General features: G+C 62.7%; 20 protein-coding genes. 8 read left to right on the top strand and 12 right to left on the bottom strand.

What is annotated here, in order from left to right; translation table 11 throughout:
* The first annotated feature begins 40 nt into the window (after positions 1 to 40).
* On the top strand, positions 41 to 1,852 hold the full coding sequence (locus VIZ63_RS19750; protein ID WP_331611466.1) for an IlvD/Edd family dehydratase: 1,812 nt from the start codon (positions 41 to 43) through the stop codon (positions 1,850 to 1,852).
* A gap of 103 nt (positions 1,853 to 1,955) precedes the next feature.
* On the top strand, positions 1,956 to 2,807 hold the full coding sequence (locus tag VIZ63_RS19745) for an SMP-30/gluconolactonase/LRE family protein (protein ID WP_331611465.1): 852 nt from the start codon (positions 1,956 to 1,958) through the stop codon (positions 2,805 to 2,807).
* Positions 2,808 to 2,952: 145 nt separating this feature from the next.
* On the opposite strand, the gene VIZ63_RS19740 is transcribed toward VIZ63_RS19745, so the two are convergent.
* From VIZ63_RS19740 to VIZ63_RS19725, 4 genes are all read right to left on the bottom strand, one after another.
* On the bottom strand, positions 2,953 to 4,476 hold the full coding sequence (locus VIZ63_RS19740) for an alpha-N-arabinofuranosidase (protein WP_349261231.1): 1,524 nt from the start codon (positions 4,474 to 4,476) through the stop codon (positions 2,953 to 2,955).
* A 204-nt stretch (positions 4,477 to 4,680) separates the two neighbouring features.
* Positions 4,681 to 5,607, bottom strand: coding sequence for a Gfo/Idh/MocA family oxidoreductase (locus tag VIZ63_RS19735; RefSeq protein ID WP_331611463.1), 927 nt, complete (start codon positions 5,605 to 5,607; stop codon positions 4,681 to 4,683).
* Between the two features lie 144 nt (positions 5,608 to 5,751).
* Positions 5,752 to 6,744 (bottom strand): AraD1 family protein, encoded by a 993-nt coding sequence (araD1, locus tag VIZ63_RS19730; RefSeq protein WP_331611461.1) that lies wholly within the window; start codon positions 6,742 to 6,744, stop codon positions 5,752 to 5,754.
* An 11-nt stretch (positions 6,745 to 6,755) separates the two neighbouring features.
* Positions 6,756 to 8,330 (bottom strand): aldehyde dehydrogenase (NADP(+)), encoded by a 1,575-nt coding sequence (locus VIZ63_RS19725; protein WP_331611460.1) that lies wholly within the window; start codon positions 8,328 to 8,330, stop codon positions 6,756 to 6,758.
* A gap of 190 nt (positions 8,331 to 8,520) precedes the next feature.
* On the opposite strand from VIZ63_RS19725, the gene VIZ63_RS19720 reads away from it, so the two are divergent.
* A complete protein-coding gene (locus VIZ63_RS19720; protein ID WP_331611459.1) occupies positions 8,521 to 10,242 on the top strand; it encodes a sodium:solute symporter in 1,722 nt (573 codons plus the stop codon).
* A 54-nt stretch (positions 10,243 to 10,296) separates the two neighbouring features.
* On the opposite strand, the gene VIZ63_RS19715 is transcribed toward VIZ63_RS19720, so the two are convergent.
* Both VIZ63_RS19715 and VIZ63_RS19710 read right to left on the bottom strand, forming a co-directional pair.
* Positions 10,297 to 11,097, bottom strand: a complete 801-nt coding sequence (locus VIZ63_RS19715) for a FadR/GntR family transcriptional regulator (RefSeq protein WP_414703818.1) — start codon at positions 11,095 to 11,097, stop codon at positions 10,297 to 10,299.
* A gap of 394 nt (positions 11,098 to 11,491) precedes the next feature.
* A complete protein-coding gene (locus VIZ63_RS19710; RefSeq protein WP_331611456.1) occupies positions 11,492 to 11,908 on the bottom strand; it encodes an SRPBCC family protein in 417 nt (138 codons plus the stop codon).
* A 134-nt stretch (positions 11,909 to 12,042) separates the two neighbouring features.
* Here VIZ63_RS19710 and VIZ63_RS19705 point away from each other — a divergent pair, with 134 nt between their 5' ends.
* Positions 12,043 to 12,591 carry a DinB family protein gene (locus tag VIZ63_RS19705; protein ID WP_331611455.1) on the top strand — a complete coding sequence of 183 codons (549 nt, stop codon included), beginning with the start codon at positions 12,043 to 12,045 and terminating at the stop codon, positions 12,589 to 12,591.
* Positions 12,592 to 12,707: 116 nt separating this feature from the next.
* Here VIZ63_RS19705 and VIZ63_RS19700 read toward each other — a convergent pair whose 3' ends face one another.
* The 3 genes from VIZ63_RS19700 to VIZ63_RS19690 all read right to left on the bottom strand — a co-directional run bounded on the left by VIZ63_RS19700 (position 12,708) and on the right by VIZ63_RS19690 (position 14,695).
* Complete coding sequence (locus tag VIZ63_RS19700; protein WP_331611454.1) at positions 12,708 to 13,583, bottom strand: hypothetical protein; 876 nt, start codon at positions 13,581 to 13,583, stop codon at positions 12,708 to 12,710.
* Between the two features lie 91 nt (positions 13,584 to 13,674).
* The gene (locus tag VIZ63_RS19695; protein ID WP_349261230.1) at positions 13,675 to 14,454 is read right to left on the bottom strand and encodes a glycoside hydrolase family 5 protein; all 780 of its coding nucleotides are present in this window, start codon (positions 14,452 to 14,454) and stop codon (positions 13,675 to 13,677) included.
* 100 nt (positions 14,455 to 14,554) lie between these two features.
* The gene (locus VIZ63_RS19690; protein ID WP_331611452.1) at positions 14,555 to 14,695 is read right to left on the bottom strand and encodes a hypothetical protein; all 141 of its coding nucleotides are present in this window, start codon (positions 14,693 to 14,695) and stop codon (positions 14,555 to 14,557) included.
* Between the two features lie 156 nt (positions 14,696 to 14,851).
* Between VIZ63_RS19690 and VIZ63_RS19685 the strand changes: the two genes are divergently transcribed.
* Positions 14,852 to 15,253, top strand: coding sequence for a YidB family protein (locus VIZ63_RS19685; RefSeq protein ID WP_331611451.1), 402 nt, complete (start codon positions 14,852 to 14,854; stop codon positions 15,251 to 15,253).
* A 74-nt stretch (positions 15,254 to 15,327) separates the two neighbouring features.
* Here VIZ63_RS19685 and VIZ63_RS19680 read toward each other — a convergent pair whose 3' ends face one another.
* Together VIZ63_RS19680 and VIZ63_RS19675 are read right to left on the bottom strand one after the other, a co-directional pair.
* The gene (locus tag VIZ63_RS19680; RefSeq protein ID WP_331611450.1) at positions 15,328 to 16,143 is read right to left on the bottom strand and encodes an isocitrate lyase/phosphoenolpyruvate mutase family protein; all 816 of its coding nucleotides are present in this window, start codon (positions 16,141 to 16,143) and stop codon (positions 15,328 to 15,330) included.
* A gap of 249 nt (positions 16,144 to 16,392) precedes the next feature.
* Positions 16,393 to 16,797, bottom strand: a complete 405-nt coding sequence (locus VIZ63_RS19675; protein WP_331611449.1) for a GFA family protein — start codon at positions 16,795 to 16,797, stop codon at positions 16,393 to 16,395.
* A 101-nt stretch (positions 16,798 to 16,898) separates the two neighbouring features.
* On the opposite strand from VIZ63_RS19675, the gene VIZ63_RS19670 reads away from it, so the two are divergent.
* Positions 16,899 to 17,765 carry a DMT family transporter gene (locus VIZ63_RS19670; protein ID WP_331611448.1) on the top strand — a complete coding sequence of 289 codons (867 nt, stop codon included), beginning with the start codon at positions 16,899 to 16,901 and terminating at the stop codon, positions 17,763 to 17,765.
* 150 nt (positions 17,766 to 17,915) lie between these two features.
* Here the strand turns inward: VIZ63_RS19670 and VIZ63_RS19665 are convergent, their stop codons facing one another.
* Positions 17,916 to 18,725 (bottom strand): IclR family transcriptional regulator domain-containing protein, encoded by an 810-nt coding sequence (locus VIZ63_RS19665; RefSeq protein ID WP_331611447.1) that lies wholly within the window; start codon positions 18,723 to 18,725, stop codon positions 17,916 to 17,918.
* A 138-nt stretch (positions 18,726 to 18,863) separates the two neighbouring features.
* On the opposite strand from VIZ63_RS19665, the gene VIZ63_RS19660 reads away from it, so the two are divergent.
* Together VIZ63_RS19660 and VIZ63_RS19655 are read left to right on the top strand one after the other, a co-directional pair.
* A complete protein-coding gene (locus VIZ63_RS19660) occupies positions 18,864 to 19,670 on the top strand; it encodes a citryl-CoA lyase (protein WP_331611446.1) in 807 nt (268 codons plus the stop codon).
* A gap of 7 nt (positions 19,671 to 19,677) precedes the next feature.
* Entirely contained in the window at positions 19,678 to 20,844 is a 1,167-nt protein-coding gene (locus VIZ63_RS19655; RefSeq protein WP_331611445.1) for a CoA transferase, read from the top strand.
* Positions 20,845 to 20,850 lie beyond the last annotated feature (6 nt).

The following is a 20,850-nucleotide window of genomic DNA, read 5'->3' as shown; positions in this document are numbered from 1 at the left end:
CCCCGGCGACCCACCGTTCACGATTCTCCTGAAGCCCGCAATGACAGCATCGAACTCGTCTCCCCCTGCCGGCCGTCGCTTGCGTTCGCGTGCGTGGTTCGACGATCCGTCCAATGCCGACATGACCGCGCTCTACCTGGAGCGCTACATGAATTTCGGCCTGACGTTGCAGGAGCTGCAGTCGGGCAAGCCGATCATCGGTATCGCCCAGACCGGCAGCGATCTGTCGCCGTGCAATCGTCATCACGTCGTGCTGGCCGAGCGCGTGCGCGAAGGCATCCGCGAAACCGGTGGTATCGCCGTCGAATTCCCCGTGCATCCGATCCAGGAAACCGGCAAGCGTCCGACCGCCGGTCTCGATCGCAACCTGGCGTATCTGGGCCTCGTCGAAGTGTTGTTCGGTTATCCACTCGACGGCGTGGTGCTCACCATCGGCTGCGACAAGACCACGCCTGCGTGCCTGATGGCCGCAGCGACGGTGAATATTCCGGCGATCGCGCTGTCGGTCGGACCGATGTTGAATGGCTGGTACAAGGGCGAACGCACCGGTTCGGGCACGATCGTCTGGCGCGCACGTGAGCTGCTCGCTGCGGGCAAGATCGACTACCAGGGCTTCATCAAGCTGGTCGCTTCCTCGGCGCCTTCGACCGGCTACTGCAACACGATGGGTACGGCGACCACGATGAACAGCCTGGCCGAGGCACTCGGCATGTCATTGCCTGGATCGGCAGCGATTCCTGCACCGTATCGCGATCGCCAGGAGTGCGCGTATCTGACCGGCAAACAGATCGTCGAAATGGTCGCGGCGGATCGCAAGCCATCGGACATCCTCACTCGCGACGCCTTCATCAATGCGGTTCGTGTGAACTCGGCCATCGGTGGATCGACCAACGCCCCGATTCATCTGAATGCGCTGGCGCGTCACATCGGCGTGGAGCTGTCGATCGATGACTGGCAGACGTTCGGGCGCGACATCCCGCTGCTGGTGAACCTGCAGCCGGCCGGCGAGTATCTCGGCGAAGACTACTATCGCGCCGGCGGTGTGCCTGCCATCGTGTCCGAACTCATGAAGCAGGGCCTGATCGCAGAGTCGGCGCTGACTGTGAACGGCAAGACCATCGGCGAGAACTGTCGCAACGCCAGCATCGAGGAAGAGGCGGTCATTCGGCCGTTCGACAAGCCGCTGAAGACAAATGCCGGCTTCACGGTGCTGCGCGGCAACCTGTTCGATTCCGCAATCATGAAAACCAGCGTGATCTCGCCGGAATTCCGCCAGCGGTATCTGTCGAATCCGCAGGATCCCGATGCCTTCGAAGGTCCGGCTGTCGTGTTCGATGGTCCGGAGGACTATCACAAGCGAATCGACGATCCCTCGCTCGGGATTACCGATGCAACCTTGCTGTTCATGCGAGGCACGGGCCCGATCGGCTATCCGGGCGCAGCAGAAGTCGTGAACATGCGCCCGCCGGTCTATCTGATCAATGCGGGCGTGCACCATCTGCCCTGCATTGGCGACGGACGTCAGTCCGGTACGTCGGGGTCGCCATCGATCCTCAATGCGTCTCCTGAAGCGGCTGTGGGCGGTGGCCTGGCGCTGTTGAAGACCGGAGATCGCGTGCGCATCGATCTGAAGCGCGGCGAAGCGAACATCCTCATCACCAAGGACGAACTCGACGCTCGTCGCAAGGCGCTCGACGCTGCCGGCGGATATCCGATTCCGCCGAGCCAGACCCCCTGGCAGGAGATTCAGCGCGCAACGATCGGCCAGGCCGAAACGGGCGCAGTGCTCGAGAACGCAACGAAGTACCAGAAAATCGCGCAGACGATCGGGGTGCCGAGGCACAACCACTGATCAATTCACAATTGATAGTTCACAATGAACAATTTGGAAGAGCTGAAGTCCGCGATGCACGGCGGTTTTTAATTGTGAATTGTCAGTTGTTCATTGTGAATTGATGATCATCGCCCCCCACATCCGCTGCCAGCTCGGCGAAGGCCTGTTGTGGTCGGCGCGCGAGAGCGCGGTGTACTGGGTCGATATCATCGGCCAGCGCGTTCATCGCTATTCGCTCGCCGATGGCGCTACGAAGTCATGGACGATGCCGCAGAAGACGGGCTGGCTGGTCGAGCGGCGTGCCAAACCGGGATTCATCGCAGGCATGCAGAGCGGCTTTGTCGAGCTGACGCTCGATCCGCTGATGATCCGTCCCATCGCCGATCCCGAGCCGCATCTGCCGGACAATCGCATGAACGATTGCTGTGTCGATCATCATGGGAATATCTGGGCCGGAACCATGGATGTGCCGATCGAGAAAGCAACCGGATCGCTATATAGGCTCGATTCTGCTCACCAGGTGACGAAGCACGACAGCGACTACCTGGTGACGAACGGCCCTGCGTTCAGTCCGGCGCGCGATTACATGTATCACAACGATACGGGCCGTGGTGTCGTGTATCGGTTCGACGTGGCCGTCGATGGCAGTATCGCCAACAAACGCGAGTTCATTCGCTTTCGCGAGGACTGGGGCGTTCCTGATGGCATGACGGTCGATGCCGAAGGATGCCTCTGGATTGCGCACTGGGGCGGAAGCTGTGTCAGCCGCTTCACACCGGATGGAGAGCGTCAACGCTGGATCACATTGCCGGCTTCGCAGATCACCAACTGCATGTTCGCCGGCGACCAACTCGATCGGCTGTTCGTGACGTCGGCGGCAGACGGCAAGCCGGATGAACCACTCGCAGGTTCACTGTTCGAAGTGGACAGCGGCGGAGTGACAGGGCTGGCGCCGAACCTGTTCGCCGGCTGACCTGTGGGTCCGGCTTGAGCCGGACAATCTTCGATTCTCAGATGTCCGACTACGATCAGAGGAAGTCCCGCGGGAAAGTCGGACCCACGCAAAAACCACTCAGACTGTGCTCGAGTCGGTGCCCACCGAAAGGTTCCCGGGCTCTTCACTCCACCGTCAGCACCACCACCGACTTCGGCGGCAGGGTCGCAACGATCTGATCGCCTTTACGTTGCGCCTTGAACTGCGTCGGCTGCAGCGTGTTCGGTCGATCGAAGGTGTTGTGCGCATCCATCGCTGCGGCCGTCAGCACGCGGCCAGATACGTTGCCCGTTTTTGCGCCTGCGATCTTTGTCGTCAGCGTCGCGCTGCGGTTCGGATCGACGTTGACCAGTGCGATATGCAGCTTGCCGTCCTTGCCCCTGGCTGCGGAGACATCCACTGCGGGAATCGACCAGCTGCCGTGCGCGTAGTCGGGAGTCCTGAATTCGGCAGGCAGGAACGTCGCGTCCTGGAACGGCAAGTACATCTCGAACACGTGATAGGTCGGCGTCAGCACCATCTTCTCTTTGTCGGTGAGAATCACTGCCTGGAGCACGTTCACCATCTGCGCGATCGCCGTCATCTGCACGCGATCCGCATGGCGATGGAAAATGTTCAGGGACAGTGCGGCAACGTGAGCATCGCGCAGCGTGTTCTGCTGCCACAGGAAGTGGGGATTGCGGCCGGGTTCCGGTTCGTACCATGTGCCCCATTCATCGACATACAGGCCGATGCGCTTGCCCGGATCGTATTTGTCCATGATGGCCGAATGCTTTGTCACCAGCTCGTCCATGCGCAGTGCGTTCGTCAGTGTCGATGCCCACTGGTCTTCACGAAAGCCGGTGGATTTGCCTTTGTCTGCCCAGCGGCCGGGGAATGTGTAGTAGTGCAGGGAGTACGCGTCCATGTCCTTGGCCGCCTGGGAGAGCATCACTTCCGTCCAGTGATAGTCAGCGACATTCGCGCCGCCCGCGACCTTGACCGGCTTGTTGTCCTGCGGTGCCCTGATGAAGGTCTGGAACTGGCGATACTGGTCCGCGAAATATTCCGCACGCATGTTGCCGCCACAGCCCCAGTTCTCGTTGCCGACACCGAAGTACGGCAGCCGCCAGGCTTTATCGCGCCCATTCTTGCGACGCAGTTCGGCGAGTGTCGACTTCGTGTCGGACGTGATGTACTCGACCCACTCCGACATTTCCTGCGGTGTGCCGGAGCCCACGTTGCCGGCGACGTATGCATCCGCGCCGATCAGTTCCGCGAAGTCGAGGAATTCGTGCGTCCCGAATGAATTGTCTTCCTCGACCCCGCCCCAGAGCGTATTGATCTTGACTGGTCGCTGGTCGCGCGGGCCGATCCCTTCGCGCCAGTGATACTCGTCGGCAAAACAGCCGCCGGGCCAGCGCACCACCGGCACCTTCAGCTTCTGCAATGCCGCAACAACATCGTTGCGATAACCGCGGGTGTTGGGAATGCTGGAATTCTCACCCACCCACACGCCCTCATAGATGCCGGCACCGAGATGCTCGGCGAACTGGCCGTAGATATTGCGGTTGATCTTCGCACCCGGCTGATCGGCGCGAATCGTCACCGCCACCTCCACTGGCTTCGCGCCCTGCGCCACAGCCTGCGCCCCCGCAAGCGATGCCATCGCCATCGCTGCAACCATCAGCGTTCTCAATTTCTTGTTCTCCAGGCAGAAGAGGTTTCACACGGAAGACACGATCGGCAGAGCAGAATCTCCACGGGGGTCACGGGGAAACACGGAGTAAGAATTCCTTCCGGCCCCGTGACACCCGTGTTCCCCGTGGAGATCCTGGTTCTGCAGTTATCCGCGTGAACCTCGGGATTTTCTTCATTCCACGAAAGGTTCGACGACCACGCGACGGCCGCGCATGAATGCATCGGCGACCAGCCGGAAGGGCGCGACGTCGACGTCGATCCGGCTCGAGTGCACGAGGTCTGCGAAACGCGCGTAGAGATTCGGGTATTCGCGATCGGGCGCTTCGATCAAGGGATCGTCGTTGAGGCGCAGGATCGAGCCGCCTTTCGACAGCGTGAGGCGACCGTCGTCAGTGTCGACGACGATGTCCCAGGTCTGCGGGCCGGTCTGCAGGAAATCGAGATCCATGCGGACATCGGCGCCGAATTCGTTCGTGAGCCGCAGCGTCGCAGCGACGGGCGCTTCGCAGTTGGCAGGGAATGCCAGTTCGGCGTCACGCAGCACCAGGCTGCCTGGCAGGATGCGAGTGATGATGGACATCGCATTGATGCCGGGATCGAACACACCGAGGCCGCCGGCTTTCCAGATCCAGGTCTGACCGGGATGCCACACGCGCACGTCTTCTTTCCATGTCACCTGCACGCTGCGGACGTTGCGGTTTGCAAGCCAACGACGCGCGGGTTCGACACCGGCCGCTTCACGCGAGTGCCAGGTTGCCTGCAGCGCGACGCTCTTGCGCTGCGCGAGATCCACCAACGCGCTGACTTCATTCAGTGTCGCGCCGGGCGGCTTTTCGAGCATGACGTGCTGGCCCTGTTCCAGCGCGAAGCGCGCGATGTCATAGCGGATCTGCGGTGGCGTGCAGATCGCCACGGCGTCCAGATCGGGCACGCCGGCCAGCAGCGCCTGCACGTCCGGGAAATTCTGCACACCGTCGAGTTTGTGATTCGGGCTGGCGGCGGCGACGAGTTCGAATGCCGGATTGCCCGTGATCGCCGGCACGTGCTGATCGCGTGCGATCTTGCCAACCCCGACCAGCGCAATCTTGATCTTGTTCATTGGGCGTCAGGACGGAACGGAAGAGAACCGGAGTCTCCACGGGGAGCACGGGGAACCACGGGGTCGGAGTCCAGAAAACTCAATTTCGGGCTTTGTCTTCACCCCGTGTTTCCCCGTGTCTCCCGTGGAGATCCTTGTCCGGTCTTAAAGCGCAGCCACTGCGACGGAAGGTACGGCGATTCGAGCGAGTGGATTGCGCAGCGCCAGCGCGAAGGGTGGGGCAGAGATTTCGAATACGTCGCCTTCCTCGGTCTTGACGCCATCCGCGAACGACAGGGTGGCGGTGCCGAAGAAATGTACGTGCACGTCGCCGGGGCGACGGAACAGCGCGTACTTGAAGTGATGATGTTCGAGGTTGGCGAGCGTGTGCGACATGTTTGCCTCGCCTGTCAGGAACGGTTTTTCCCAGATGGCCTTGCCGCTGCGCAGCAGGCGGCTGGTGCCGCGCACGTCCTGCGGCAGTTCGCCGGTGAGCAGTTCGGCGCCGAGCGCGGCGTGGCGCAGCTTCGAATGCGCCAGCCACAGATAGTTGCCGCGTTCGGTGACGTGATCGGAGAACTCGTTGGCGAGGCAGTAGCCGAGACGACGCGGATTGCCGCGATCGTCGATGAGATAGATGCCGGCGATCTCGGGTTCTTCGCTGCCGTCGAGTGCGAAAGCGGGCGAGGGCAGTGCGGCGCCGGTGCCGATGAGGTTTTCGCCGTTGCCCTTGTAGAACCATTCGGGTTGCACGCCGACCTGACCAGCGGCGGGTTTGCCGCCTTCCACGCCCATCAGGAACATGCGCATGGAATCCGTGACGTTTCCGGAGGCCGCGGCTTTGTGCATTTTGTCGCGGCCTTCGGCGGAGCCGAGATGCGTGAGGCCGGTGCCGGTCAGATACAGATGCGCGGGGTCGGGATGATCGATCGGCGCCAGCAGCCGGCCTTCGCGGTCGGCGGCGGCGAGATCGATGGTCTCGTCGCTCAGCCGTGCGGCGGCGAGCGCGTTCAGCATCGTCGATTTCCCGATGGCCTGACGGGCGAGGTCATAGATCGATGTGACCCCGTCGATGCGATGCGCGGTGCCGTTGTCGTCCACGGCGGCGACGCAGCGGGTGCCGGCGGCGGTTTTCAGTTGGACGAGTCGTAAGGTCATCGTGATGTCTGTCAGTCGATGGTGTACACGCCATCGATGCGACGCGGGCGCTTCGGTGCATTCGCCTGCAATGCAGCGGGCAGCAGCGCGTCCGGGAAATCCTGGTAACAGACCGGCCTCAGGAACCGTTCGATCGCAAGCGTGCCGACGGAAGTGCTGCGTCCGTCCGCAGTCGAGGGATAAGGACCGCCATGAACCATGGCGTGACAGACTTCCACGCCCGTCGGCCAGCCGTTGACGATGACGCGTCCGGCCTTGCGTTCCAGTGTCGGCAACAGGCGCTGCGCCATGGCGATGTCCTTGTCGGTGAGCAGCAATGTCGCGGTGAGCTGGCCTTCGAGATGGTCGAGCACACGCGCGAGCTGCGCGTCATCGGCACATCGCACGAGCAGGGAGGATGCGCCGAACACTTCGGCCATGACGTCCTCGTGCTTCAGCGCCTCCTCGGCGGCGATGGAGAACAGCGCGCCACGGCCGCGATTGATGCCCGGCTTGTCTTCGCCGCGGGCCAGCACGGTAACGCTGGCATGTTGCTCCAGTTGTTCGACGCCTTTGGCGTAGGCGCTGTGAATCCCGGCGGTCAGCATCACCTGCGGCACCGATCCCTGCAGCGCGGTACTGGCTGATGCGACGAAGCGGTCGAGCGCGGGACCTTCGACCGCAAGCACCAGGCCCGGGTTGGTGCAGAACTGACCTGCGCCCATCGTGAGCGAGCCCACGAATTCCGTGCCGAGCGCTTCAGCGCGCGTGTCCAGCGCATCCGGTAGCAGAACGACGGGATTGATGCTGCTCATTTCCGCGTAGACGGGAATCGGTTCCGGGCGCTCGCTGGCAATCTTCATGAGTGCGAGACCGCCGGCGCGTGAGCCGGTGAAGCCGACCGCCTTCACATGCCTATGCGCCACCAGCGCCGCGCCGAGCGCGCGCGAGTTGCCATTCAGCAGTGAGAATACGCCGGCTGGCAGGTTGCAGGCTTGCACGGCGGCAGTCACTGCGCTCGCGACCAGTTCGCTGGTGCCGGGATGCGCGGAATGACCTTTGACGATGACAGGGCAACCGGCAGCGAGCGCGGCCGCCGTATCGCCGCCGGCCACGGAGAAAGCGAGAGGGAAGTTGCTGGCGCCGAACACCACGACCGGACCGAGCGGAATCTTGCGCATGCGCAGATCGGAACGCGGCAGCGGCTTGCGATCGGGCAGCGCCGGATCGATGCGCAGGCCCATCCAGCCGCCGTAGCGCAGCTCGGCGGCGAACAGCCTGAGTTGATTGCAGGTGCGGGCGCGCTCGCCCGTCAGTCGGGCCAGCGGCAGACCGGATTCGGCATGAGCGCGCTCGAGCAGTTCGTCGCCCAGCGCCATGATCTGGTCCGCGGCAGTCTCGAGAAACTTCGCGCGCAGCTCGGGATCGAGTTCGCGATACACATGAAAGGCCGCCCAGGCCAGTTCGCACGCCTGTTCCACTTCCGTCTGGCCCGCGGCGCTGAACGCCGGCGACAGGGCCTGACCCGTGGCCGGGTTGAAAGCGGAAAAGGTCTCGGCCTTGCGCACGCGCGTGCCGCCGATCAGCAGTTCTCCGGAAATCGCCATCGCCATCCCTCCTGCTTGCGAGCGGCAGTTGCAGGCCGCACCATAACTCAGACAAGATACATGACCGGGCGTTGCCTGGTCGATAGGGGGAATGGGGAGCCGGCTGCGGGGATGCCTACGCGAAGGTCTGCCCGTCGCGAGCCGGCAAATGCGCTGGCCCAATGATTCGACAACAACGACAGGACGGCACATGACCGGTACCGCAGTTACATTCTCAGGCCTCGACTGGGTCGTGGTCGGCCTCTATTTCATCGCCAACACCGCGATCTGCGTGTGGTGTGCGCTGATGAAGGAGAAAAACACCGAGGATTACTTTCTCGCCAGTCGCAGCGCCGGCTGGATACTGATCGGTTCTTCCATCTTCGCGTCCAACATCGGCGCGGAGCATCTGATCGGTCTTGCCGGATCGGGTGCCGATTCAGGCGTGGCGTTCGCGCACTGGGAACTGCATTCGTACCTGGTGCTGGTCCTGGGCTGGGTGTTCGCGCCCTTCTATCTGCGCGCGAGGATCTTCACCACGCCGGAGTTCCTCGAGAAGCGTTACACGCCGGCGACCCGCACGGTGCTGTCGGTCATTTTCCTGGTCAGCTACGTCCTCACCAAGGCGTCGGTGACCATCTTCGCCGGCGCCTTCGCCATCCAGACCATCCTCGGCTACGACCAGGTGCAGGTGCCGCTGCTGGGCGAAGTGGACTTCTTCTGGTTCTCGGCATTCTCGCTGGTCATCATCACCGGCATCTTCGTGGTGCTGGGTGGCATGAAATCGGTGTTGTGGACCGAGGCCATGCACGTGCCGGTGCTGCTCGCGGGTTCGACGGTGCTGCTGTTCGTCGGTCTGAACCAGATCGGCGGCATGGACGCGCTGCGTGCCGCCAACCCGGAGACGATCCATCTGTGGCGGCCGTTGTCGACGACAGCGGAAACCCAGGGATTTCCCGGCTTCCTGTTCGATCCGAGCAGTACGCCGTGGCTGGGGGTGCTGCTGTGCTCGCCCATCATCGGCCTGTGGTACTGGTGCACGGACCAGTACATCGTGCAGCGGGTGCTGACGGGCAAGAGCCTGAAGGAGTCGCGTCGCGGCACCATCTTCGCCGCCTACCTCAAGCTCACACCGCTCTTCATCTTCCTGCTGCCGGGCATGATTGCCGTGGCGCTGTACAAGCAAGGCACGCCGGGATTCGAGTCCATTGGCGACAATCCGCAGGGTGCGTTTCCGGTGCTGGTCTCCAGCCTGTTGCCGGTCGGCCTGCGCGGGCTGGTGCTCGCGGGCATGCTGTCTGCTCTGATGAGCGCGCTCGCCTCGCTGTTCAACTCCACTGCGACACTGTTCACCGTCGACTTCTACAAGCGACTGCGTCCGCAGTCGTCGGAGAGGCATCTGGTGAACGTCGGGCGCCTCGCCACTGTGGGCGTCATCGTTCTGGGCATGCTGTGGATTCCCTTCCTGCAGGATCTGGGCAAGGGCCAGCTCTATACCTATCTGCAACTGGTGCAGTCGCTGCTCGCGCCGTCGATCGCGGCGGTGTTCATGCTCGGCATTTTCTCGAACGGCGTTACGCCGCAGTCCGGTCTGATCGGCATCGTCACGGGCTTCGTGCTGGGCATGCTGCGCCTGATTTTCCAGGCCATGCACGAGATGTACGGCATCGAATGGCCGGGTTTCGTCCAGACCCTCGTCGACATCAACTGGCTGTACTTCAGCTTCATGCTGTTCGTGTTCACCTGCGCGGTGATCTTCGCCGTCAGCAGGGTGACACCGAAGGCGTCGCCCGAGCAGATCGCCGGCATCACCTACAACACGGCGACCGCGCATCAGCTCGCGGAAGAGCGAGACAGCTACGGCTTCTGGGAAATCTTCCACACAGTGGTGATCGTGGGAATCATCGTGGCGATCTATATCTACTTCTGGTGAAGGGACGACGGGCTGCTGGCGACTGGCCAGCAGCCCGTCGCCAGTAACGCTGCGCTACTTCCCTGTCTTCTTCCGCTTGCTCACATTCGTCGTATCGAGGAAGGCGAGGTCGACGAGATTCATCATCGCCTTGTGTGCAGCGGCCGGATCCGATGCCTTGACGGCTTCGTACACTTTCCGATGATCCGGCATGGGATCGCGCGCGAGCGGGTTGTCGCGTTGCTTGAAGATGGTGGTCCAGGACACGGCGGCACCGACGCCGGTAGTGAGCGTCATGAGAAAGGCGTTGTCGCTCGCGCTCAGCAGCGCCGAGTGAAACTCCTGGTCGGCGAGCCGGCCGGCTTCGTCGGCCAGCGTGTATTTCGCCATGCCATCCAGGGCGCGTGACATCATTTCCAGGTGAGCGTTCGTGCGACGCTCCGCCGCGAGCGCTGCCGCCCCCGGCTCGATGATGCGGCGTAGTTCGAACAGGTTGCTCAGGAGCTTCTCGTCTGGCTCGAACTCGAAGATCCACGACAGCACGTCGGGATCGAGCAGGTGCCAGCGCTCGGGCTGACTGACCTTGGTGCCGACTTTCGGCCGCGATTCAACCAATCCCTTGGCGGCGAGGATGCGCATCGCTTCGCGATAGGCGCCGCGCGAGACGTGCAGGCGATCGCTCGCCGCAATCTCGCCATTCAGCAGCTCGCCGGGCTTGTAACGGCCCGACACGATGAGGATGCCCAGGTCGCGTGCGATCGATCCGTGCAGACGCAGCGATCTGCGGCGCACGCGCGCGTTTGATTTCGGCAAGGAGGACCGGATCGAAGGTGCTGCAGGCGCCGAATCGTTGGAGGATTTTTTCTTCCTTGGCATGGCTCGTTAATCTAATCGTGCATCTGATCACCGGCAACAGCGCGCTCCGGCGCTGCGTGCGTCACGGAAAGTCGCGAGAACTCCCGTGCGGCGCACATAATTGTCGGACAATATAACGGAGGATTCCAGCACTACGGTGGCGGGACACGTTCGCCTGATTGCAGTCGAACGACTTGTGGGCGCCTGATGTCGTGCAGCTCGGCGACGCGCGATTCTACATGTATTACGACTCGTGCAAGGGCGGCTCACCGCGCGTGGGATTTTCTACGGTCACCGCGCGGTCACCGTGGGACTTCCGTTGGTCGTTCCCAGACATCAGGATCGAAGATTGTCCGGCTAAAGCCGGGCCCACAGCCGGATGGCTCCGTCGCTCCTGCTCATGCCGTTCTTGTGGTCATGCCGATCTTGCTGTCGTCTGCGGTGCATCGAGCGTCGCTTTGATCGCAGCGCTACCCGCTTCCATCATCTGTCCGATCACGCCGGCAACATCGTCGGGCAGCAGATCGGCGATCCAGATCAGTCGGGAGTTATCCGGGCCTTCGGACAACACCTGAAACGAGCCGTTGTGATGCGTGGGCGATCCGTCGACCACCGAGTACACCAGTCGGCGCCTTTCGTCGTCGATCGTGATGATGCGTTCCTTTGCCACGAAGCCATTGGCGAACGTCACGACCCGCGTGTCGCCTGCAAGGCGACAATCCGTCACGAAGCCACGGGCCAGTCGCGTGTGGACAGCGTCGACCGCACGCAGGGCGGCCCACACGTCTTCCGCACCGCGCTGCAGTGGTATTTCACGGTGGATGGTGGCCATGAGTGCACGCTCCGCAGAGAGTTGGAATGGCAATGATCGCCTGACCGCACTCGCATCACTTGGAGAATCTTGCGCCGCCGCCGGATGCTCGACAAGAATCCCGCAGCACGAACAGCCACTCCGGAGCACCGTTCATGAGTCGTGAAACCGCGGGCACCCTGATGCGTCAGTTCGATCTTGCGTGGAAGCTCACGAGCTACCACCTCAAGACGCTGACGACCGACGAATGCCTGTGGCGCCCGGCCGCTGTCGGACTGCACGTGCATCCTGACGGGAACAGCTGGCGCGCCGATTGGCCGGAGCGCGAGGACTACGACATCGGTCCGGCCAGCATCGGCTGGATCACCTGGCACCTGGGCTTCTGGTGGTCGATGGTGTTGAACCACTCGAATGGCGATGGCTCGCTCACTCGCGAGGCCGTGATCTGGCCCGGCACCGCCGACGGCGTGCGTCAATGGCTGGGTGGATTACACGACGACTGGCAGGAGCTGCTGACGCAGCTTACGGATGAGGATCTGCGCGCGACTCAGCGCACACGCTGGCCCATGCGCGATCGTCCCTTCGGCGACGTCGTTGCGTGGGCCAACATCGAACTCAGCAAGAACGCCGCGGAGATCGGCTACGCGCGTTTTCTCTATGCGGTGCGTTGCACCGCCAATTCACAATGCACAATGGACAATTAACAATTGGATGCGGGAGGCGAGGGATCTTCGTCGCTCTTTGAAATTTGCCAAGAGGGAACGGAAGAGACTGAGCTCTTCCGTTCCGCTCTTCATTGTCAACTATCAATTATCAATTGTTAATTGGGCTTCCGGAACTTGAGCGTCATGCGGTCCGATTCGCCGATCGCATCGTACTTGGTGCGGTCGAAGTTCGGATCGTGTGCGTCAGGACCTTCGCTGTAGGGGCGTGTGCGTGAAACGGGCGGCAGTGTCCACACGCCGAAGGGATGATCGGCGGTGTCGGCCGGATTGGCGTTGATCTCGGATTTTTCCGTGAGCTCGAAGCCGGCGTTCTGCGCCAGCTTGATGACGTGTTCTTCCGTCACGTAGCCGCTGGGGGCTTTCGGATCCTGTTCGCCCGGCTTGGCGCGGTGCTGTTCGACCGCAAGGATGCCGCCCGGCTTCAGTGCGCCGTACAGGTCAGTGAGGTACTTTGCTTCGAGACCGCCGCCCATCCAGCCGTGCACCGAACGTGAAGTAAGAATGAAATCGAACGTGTCCGCGGGCAGGGCTGCCGACTTCGGCCCGAAGTTCACGAGCGTCACGGTTCCATAGACATCGGGTTTGGCGGCATACCGCGCTTCGAAATCCGCGCGCCCCTTGCGTGCACCTTCCGGCAGTTCCGGATTGCCGAGATCGGCCGCGGTTGCGTAGTACTTGCCGCCGGTCGCGTGTGCGTACGGCGCCAGGATCTCCGTCCACCAGCCGCTGCCGGGCTGTACTTCGAGAATGGTCATGCCGGGCTGCAAGCCCCAGAATTCCAGCGATTCCGCCGGATGACGGAAGCGATCGCGTGCCTTGTCTTCGGCGCTGCGCGTCTCCGAGTTGACTGCGACGACGATGGCGCTCTCGGCGCTGGCCGACGGTGCTGCGGCGACGACAGGGGGTTCGGAGTTCGAACAGGCGGCCAATGCGGCCAGGATCGCCAGTGGCGTGATGCGTGTCAGATTCATCTCGATACCTCATCTGCGGAAGGAGCGGAAAGCGACGCGCAGTTAGGCCGACATCGCAGCGCGTGTCAACGGATACGTGCCGTCGATGTACTCACTGCGCACCGTCGTAGTCGCGCATGTCCCACGATTGGATGATCTGGCGCGCCTGCTTTCCCGATGCAGTCAGTGCGGATTCCGGCCAGGGTCCTGTTGCGGGTGCGCCGGGCAGCAGTGCTGAAGCTCCTTCCTGTTTGTCGTTGAGTGCCCAGCAGTGGGACAGTCGATTCAGGCGCAGGAACTCCATCCAGCGCGCGGTTTCCGTTGTGGCGACCCGGCCGTCGCCGCGCGCACTCACGGTTCCCCATTCGGTGACGAAGAGCGCGATGCCGGAGTCGAGCGCGCGCTGTGCCCGTTCGCGCAGGCTGCGGCCATGGCTGCCCGCATAGAAATGCAGCGCGTACGCAATGTTGATGTGGTCGCGGATCGGATCGGCCGCGGCCTTGTCGACATCCTGGGACCAGGTCTGCGTGCCGACGACGATCAGATTATCCGGATCGATCGCACGGATCGCCGCGATCACGCGCAGTGCATAGGGGTTGATCGTGCTCGACCAGTCGGCGTCATCGAGCGGTTCGTTATAGATCTCATAGATTACATTCGGCGTGGCGCCATAGCGCTGCGCCATGCTTTCGAAGAAGCGTACCGCCGCCGCTTCATGGTCGTGGGCAAGGTGCGAATGCCAGTCGACGATGACGTACATGCCGTTCGCAATCGCCGCGTCTGCGACCGCGATGACCTTCGCCGTATTGCCGCCGGGATCGCCGACATAGCCGCCCGGCGCTTCTACACCCATCGCCGCGCGAATCACGGTCGCATTCCAGTCCCGCTGCACGAAGGCCACCGTGCCAGCGTTATAGAAGCGATCACCGCCCAGCCGTTGTTGCTCCAGAACAGGCTGGGACCCGCCAGCGCTACCGGCTGTCCGTCCTGGTTCACGATGCGTTGGCTTTCACCGCGAGCGCGCCGTGAGTGGCGACGGCAGTGGCCGCAACGGCTGCGACCATCGGCGCCTGCAGCAACAGCACGGTCAGGGGTGCGAGCCATCGATCCGCACATGCACGTCGTTGCGACATGGTCTCCCGTGACCTCCCTTAGGTTGCGAGTACCGTAGAGGCGCTGATCAGCGAAGGTCAATCCCAGTGTGCGCTTGCTGGTATTCCCCGATGGCATCCTGCGTACAGGGGTGCATGATCCGCCGTCCGATAATCGTTTCAGCGGAGAATCAGCTCATGGGTTTGCTCGATCAGGTCGTAGGCGCGGCGCTCGGCGGCGCGAAGGGTGGTGGTCTCAATGCGGGGTTGATGCAGCAGTTGCTCGGCATGCTCACCAAGCCTGGCGCGCTCGACAATCTCATGGGCGCGTTTCAGCAGCAGGGGTTGGGCAACGTCCTGCAATCGTGGCTGGGCACCGGCCAGAATCTGCCGATTTCCCCGTCGCAGGTGCAGCAGGTTTTCGGCGCCGACGCGATGACCGAGCTGGCCAAGGGTGCAGGCATCGGCGTACCGGAGACGGCGAGTGCGCTGTCGGCGTTGCTGCCGAAGGTGGTCGACAAGATCACGCCAGATGGCAAGGTCCCCTCTACCAGTGATCTCGGCGGCTTGCTGGCCTCGGTGGGCAAGTTTCTCGGCTGAACCATTCGGCATGCCCGACGGCCCGCAACCGCATGGCGCGGTGGCCGTCAGGTGTCGCCCTTCCTGTGCGGCCGTCAGCGCTGCATGTAGCGACTGATGTCCTGCAATCCGTCGACGTAACCGAACGTGCCGTGGTCACGGATTTCCGTGGCCGCGGCGATCAATCCGCTCATCGCTGCGCGATGTAACGATGTCGCGAGACTGATGCGCTTGACGCCCGCAGCTTCGAGTTCCGCCTTGCTGAAGGATTTGCCGGGGACGCCCACCATGAAATTCACCGGCTGCGACAGCGACACACACACGGTCTTCACTGCCGCAAGATCGGGCAGCAGCGGCGCGAACAGCACATCGGCACCCGCCTTTTCGTAGGCCTGCAAGCGGCGGATCGTATCGTCGAGATCCGGATTGCCGCGCAGAAAATTCTCGCAACGTGCCGTGAGCGTGAACGGGAAGGGCAGTGCGCGTGCCGCCTGGACTGCCGCTGCGACACGCTCTGCTGCAAGTCCGGCGTCGTAGATGGGCTTGTCCTTGCGACCGCTGGCATCTTCGATGGAGCCGCCCACCAATCCCGCTTCCGCGGCCAGCCGGATGGTTTTCGCAGCATCGTCCGGTGCGTCACCGAAACCTTTTTCCAGATCGCCGGACAGCGGCAGATCGGTGCCGGCCACGATCACACGGATCTGCGCGAGCGCTTCGTCACGCGTCACGTTGCCGTCGAGCCTGCCCAGCATGTTGGCGGAAGCGCCGCTCGAGGTCGCGAGCGCTTCGAATCCCAGCCCAGCCATGATGCGGGCCGAGCCGGCATCCCACACATTGGCGATGACGAAGGAGCCGGGGCGCTGATGCAGCGCCTGAAATGCGATTGCGCGTTCGTGCTGCGAAGTCGTCATGGGTCACCTCGGGATGCGTTGCCGTCAGCGAAGTCTGGCGCGAGTCGACGCTTCGATCTCGCCGTTTTCGGATCTCAACACCGGACCTGCGGCGCTGCAATGACGTGAAAGGTTATCGGCGAGGGTACTGACTCAGGCATCGCAGCGGCCCAGGCGAGGAAAACCGGAAGACCTCCACGGGGTGGCACGGGGCAGCAGAAGACTATAAGAATTCAATTCTTCCACCCCGTGTTTCCCCGTGGACAGTCTTTACAGATGCCGGGTTTCCGCCGGCGTCTGTTCCCAGCGGTTGTTGCGCCCGTCGAAATACCGGACGGGCGCGGCCAGCAACTCGTCGATATCCAGGTTGTCGAGTGCGGCAATGTTCACTGAAACATAGTGACCGCCGATCTCTTCGACGTAGCCGCGCCCGAAGGGCCGGATGCCGCAGCGCTTGCAGAACAGGTGGTGCGTCGTGCGTGAAGCGAACTGGTAGTCGCTCAGATCGGCCTCGCCCTCCAGCAGCCGGAAGGCATCCGGTTTGACGATGGCGCCCCAGTTGCGTGTCTTGGTGCAGATCGAGCAATTACACTTGCCCGTGCCGTTGTTCAGATCGATATCGGCCTCGAAGCGAACCTTGCCGCAGTGGCAGCTGCCCGTGTAGGTCTTGATCATGCGAATTCTCCCCGAACTTCATCCATTGCCGTGACGACGTTGTACTGGTCAACGCTGCCAATTCTTGTCTGGTTTGAACCGCGTGCGACCGGAACGCTGTCATGCCGCTGACCGCGGTGCTGGCGGTGCTGCTCGCCGCCGCAACCCATGCGACATGGAATCTGTACGCCAAGCGTGCGGCGGGATCGCGCCACTTCGTGTGGCTGTATTCAATGGGGTCAGTCCTTATCTATACGCCGATCGTGCTGTCGATCGTTCTTCTGGATCGGCCGCAGTTCGGACTGCGGCACTGGCTGGCATTGAGCGCTACCGCCGTGCTGCACCTGTGCTACTCGCTGATGCTGCAGGCGGGTTATCGCGCCTCGGATCTGTCGCTCGTCTATCCGCTCGCTCGTGGCTCCGGTCCGCTGCTGTCGTTCTTCGCCGCGGTGATCCTCCTGGGCGAGCACATCACGACGCTCTCGGTGCTGGGTGTGGTGCTGGTCGTGTCCGGCATCCTGCTGGTGTCCGGACTGCTGCTCGAACCGCACAAGGCGCCGCGAGCCGGCATTCTCTACGGACTGGGCACCGGTGCATTCATCGCGGCCTACACGATCAATGATGGCTGGGCGGTGAAGGTGCTGATGATCTCGCCCTTCATCGTCGATTACGTGGGCAATCTGTTTCGCGTCATGGTGCTGGCGCCGCGGGCCTGGACGGATCGCTCGCGGCTGCGGGAGGAAGTGCGTCTGTATCTAAAACCAGCGCTGGTCGTGAGCGTCCTCGGTCCACTCGGCTACATCCTGGTGCTCTATGCGATGCGCGTCGCGCCGATCAGCCACGTGGCGCCGATGCGGGAACTCGCCACGCTCATCGGTACGTGGTTCGGTGCGCGATTACTCAGGGAGAAGTCGGCGCCCCAACGGATCTTCGGCGCGGTATGCATCGTTGCCGGCGTCGTGAGCCTCGCGCTGGCGGATGCGCGTTGACGCTGTGCGGTCGTGCCGTGGCCCGTCGGTTTCTCCGCTTGAGCCCGGTCGCACTTGGTCAGGGGCTGTGGGCACTGGGCTGCTGGCCAGAATCGGCGCAGAGCGGCTGTCCTTCTCTGGCCAGCAGTCCAGTGCCAGCAGCCCTCCCTGCTAGATCTGAGCTCCCAGTGACAGCCCCGGTACGCGTTGCAGCTCACGCGAGATCTGTTCGCTGATGGACTGCAGCATGGCGACGCGTTCGCGCACCAGCTTGTTCTTGGTGATTTTCTTCGAATGGCTGGAGCTGTTCAGGGCCGCGACCACGCGACGCGCCTGATCGAAGACCGGTACGGCGACTGCCACAACGCCATACGCGAGTTCGTCTTCGACAGCGGAATAGCCCGTGCGTCGACACTCATCGATCAGCTTCATGAGTCTGGCGCGCTCCGTCACTGTGTGCTCGGTGAAGGCCGTGAACTCGGTTGCATCGAAGTACTGACGCAGTCGTTCCGCACTCAGCCCCGCGAGCAGCACACGACCCATCGAGGTCGGGTAGGCGGGAAAGCGGCTGCCGACATGGGCTTCGAGTCGCATCAGTGTGCGCACCGACGTGCGTGCGACATAGACGATCTCGTTGCCATCGAGCACGGTCAGTGCGGCCGAATCGCCGGTCTGACTCGCAAGGTCCTCGAGGTAGGTGCGCGTGAGCAGTTCGATGTTCATCGATTCGAGATAGGCGCTGCCGAGTTCGAGCACCTTCGGCCGCAGCAGGAAGTTTCTTCCCGACTGCATCACGTAACCGAGTTCGCTCAACGTCAGCAGGCAGCGCCGCGCCGTGGCCGCAGGCAGTCCCGCACGACTTGCGATTTCACTCAGCGTCAGCGACGGCGATTCCCGGGTGAAGGCGCGAATCACATCGAGTCCCTTCGCGAGTCCACCCATCGTTTCCCGGCGCGGCTGCGGTTCTTTGCGTTGTTTCATGCCAGCACTTTATTTCGCTATCCGAAAAAGAGGAACGCGCATCGCGCGCGTTCTTGACAGTCGCGCGCCGGTGGGAGGAGCATGTTCGTATAACGAATATAGTTTCGATATGCGAAAGCAGTCAAACGAGCCGATGACATGAAGATAGGTTCACAGGCACATAAGGCATCGGCGATTTCTGCGTCGAACGAGGACACCATCCTGGTCCGGGGTCGCGACCTGACTCGGGAGTTGATCGGGCAGATCACGTTCACCGATCACATCTGGTTGCTCGTGACCGCAGAACTGCCGACACCGGGCCAGCGGCGGATGCTCGATGCGACGCTGGTGGCGATTGCCGAGCACGGTCTCGTTCCCAGCGTGCAGGTGAGTCGCATGACTTTCGCGGCAGCGCCGGAATCGCTGCAGGGTGCGGTTGCCGCCGGTCTGCTCGGCTGCGGCTCCGTGATCCTCGGTGCCTCACAGGATGCGGGTCATCTGCTGCAGGAAGTCGTCACGCGAGCGAAAGGCATGGCGATGGCGTCTGCTGCGCTGGAAGTGGTGCGCGAGTATCGAAGTGCGCGCCGCCCGATTCCCGGTTACGGCCATCCGTTGCACAAGGACGGCGATCCACGTGCGTTACGTCTGTTTGCACTGGCGCGCGAAGTTGGCTGCGCCGGTGCATTCATCGATGCGGCGCTGGCTGTAGAGCGTGCGGTACCGGAGATCCTGCAGAAGCCGCTCGCCATGAACGTGTCCGTCGCGATCCCGGCAGTACTTCTCGATGCCGGTTTTCCGCTACTGGCGATGCGAGGCGTGCCGCTGCTGGCGCGCACGGCGAGTCTGATTGCGCACTTGCTGGAAGAACAGAGTCGACCGATCGGCTTCGTGCTGTCCCACGCGGGCGCCGCGGCGATCGATTACGACGGACCCACGCCCGCAGGCTTCGAAGCGCGTGACAAGTAGACCGGCCATGAAGTCCGTTCTCTCCGGCATTCGCATCGTCGAGCAAGGCACGTTCATTACGGGCCCGTGCGCCGGCATGATGCTGGCCGATCTCGGCGCCGATGTCGTGAAGGTCGAGAGTCCGACCGGCGATCCCTATCGCAGTTATCAGGGCGGTCAGTTCTCACCGCATTTCCAGGCGTACAACCGCAACAAGCGCAGCATCGCACTCGACATGAATGCGCAGCCGGACCGGGTGCTGTTCGATGACCTCGTGCGCAACGCGGACGTGTATATCCAGAACTTCCGTCCCGGTACGGCGGATCGTCTGGGGGCGGGCGTGCAGCGCCTGCAGGCGCTGAATTCGAAACTCATTTATTGCTCCATCAGCGGGTTCGGCTCGACGGGGCCCTACGCAGAGCGGCCGAGTTACGACTCCGTCGCGCAGGCATTGAGCGGCTTCCTCAGTGTCGTCGTCGATCCGGAGCGCCCGAGATTTCTGGGACCAGCGCTCGCCGACGCCATCACGGGAATCTATGCCGCCTATGGCGTGCTTGGTGCGCTGTTCGAACGTACGCGCACTGGTCGTGGCCGGCTGGTCGAAGTGTCGATGCTCGAGGCGATGGCGCATTTCGCCGTCGAGCCGTTCGCTGCCTTCTTCGCACTCAATCAGGCGCCGACATCACGCGATCGGCCCAGACTTGCGCAGGCCTACATCCTGCGGACCGCTGACGAAGGACTGATCGCCATCCATCTTTCATCGCTGGAGAAATTCTGGACCGGCCTTCTCACCGCTCTGCAGGCCCAGCACCTCGCTGCAGATCCCCGCTTCGCGACGCGACAGGCACGAATCGAGCATTACGAAGCACTCGGTGCTGAACTGGATGCGCTGTTCTCAGTGCAAACGAGTCAGCACTGGGCGATGCGCCTCGGCCAGAACGATGTGCCGTTTGCGCCGATCAATCGCATCGATGAAGTGATCGTCGATCCGCAAGTGCAGCACCTGGATCTGATCGTGCCAGTGGAGGGCGCGCATGGTGGCACTCGCGCCGTGCGTCCGGCTGTGCAGTTCGATGGTTGCAGGCAGGCGCATGTCACCACTGCGCCGTTGCTCGATGAGCATGGTGGAGTCATTCGTCAATCGCTCGCAGCGGGGTCCGACTGGCCAACGCTGGTCGAGGCAGAGGCTGAATAACAACGG

It is taken from the genome of Povalibacter sp., from assembly GCF_036520495.1.
Classification (GTDB): Bacteria; Pseudomonadota; Gammaproteobacteria; order Steroidobacterales; family Steroidobacteraceae; genus Steroidobacter.
The sequence above is the reverse complement of the archived record's forward strand: the minus strand, read 5'-3'. Positions and strand labels throughout refer to the sequence as shown.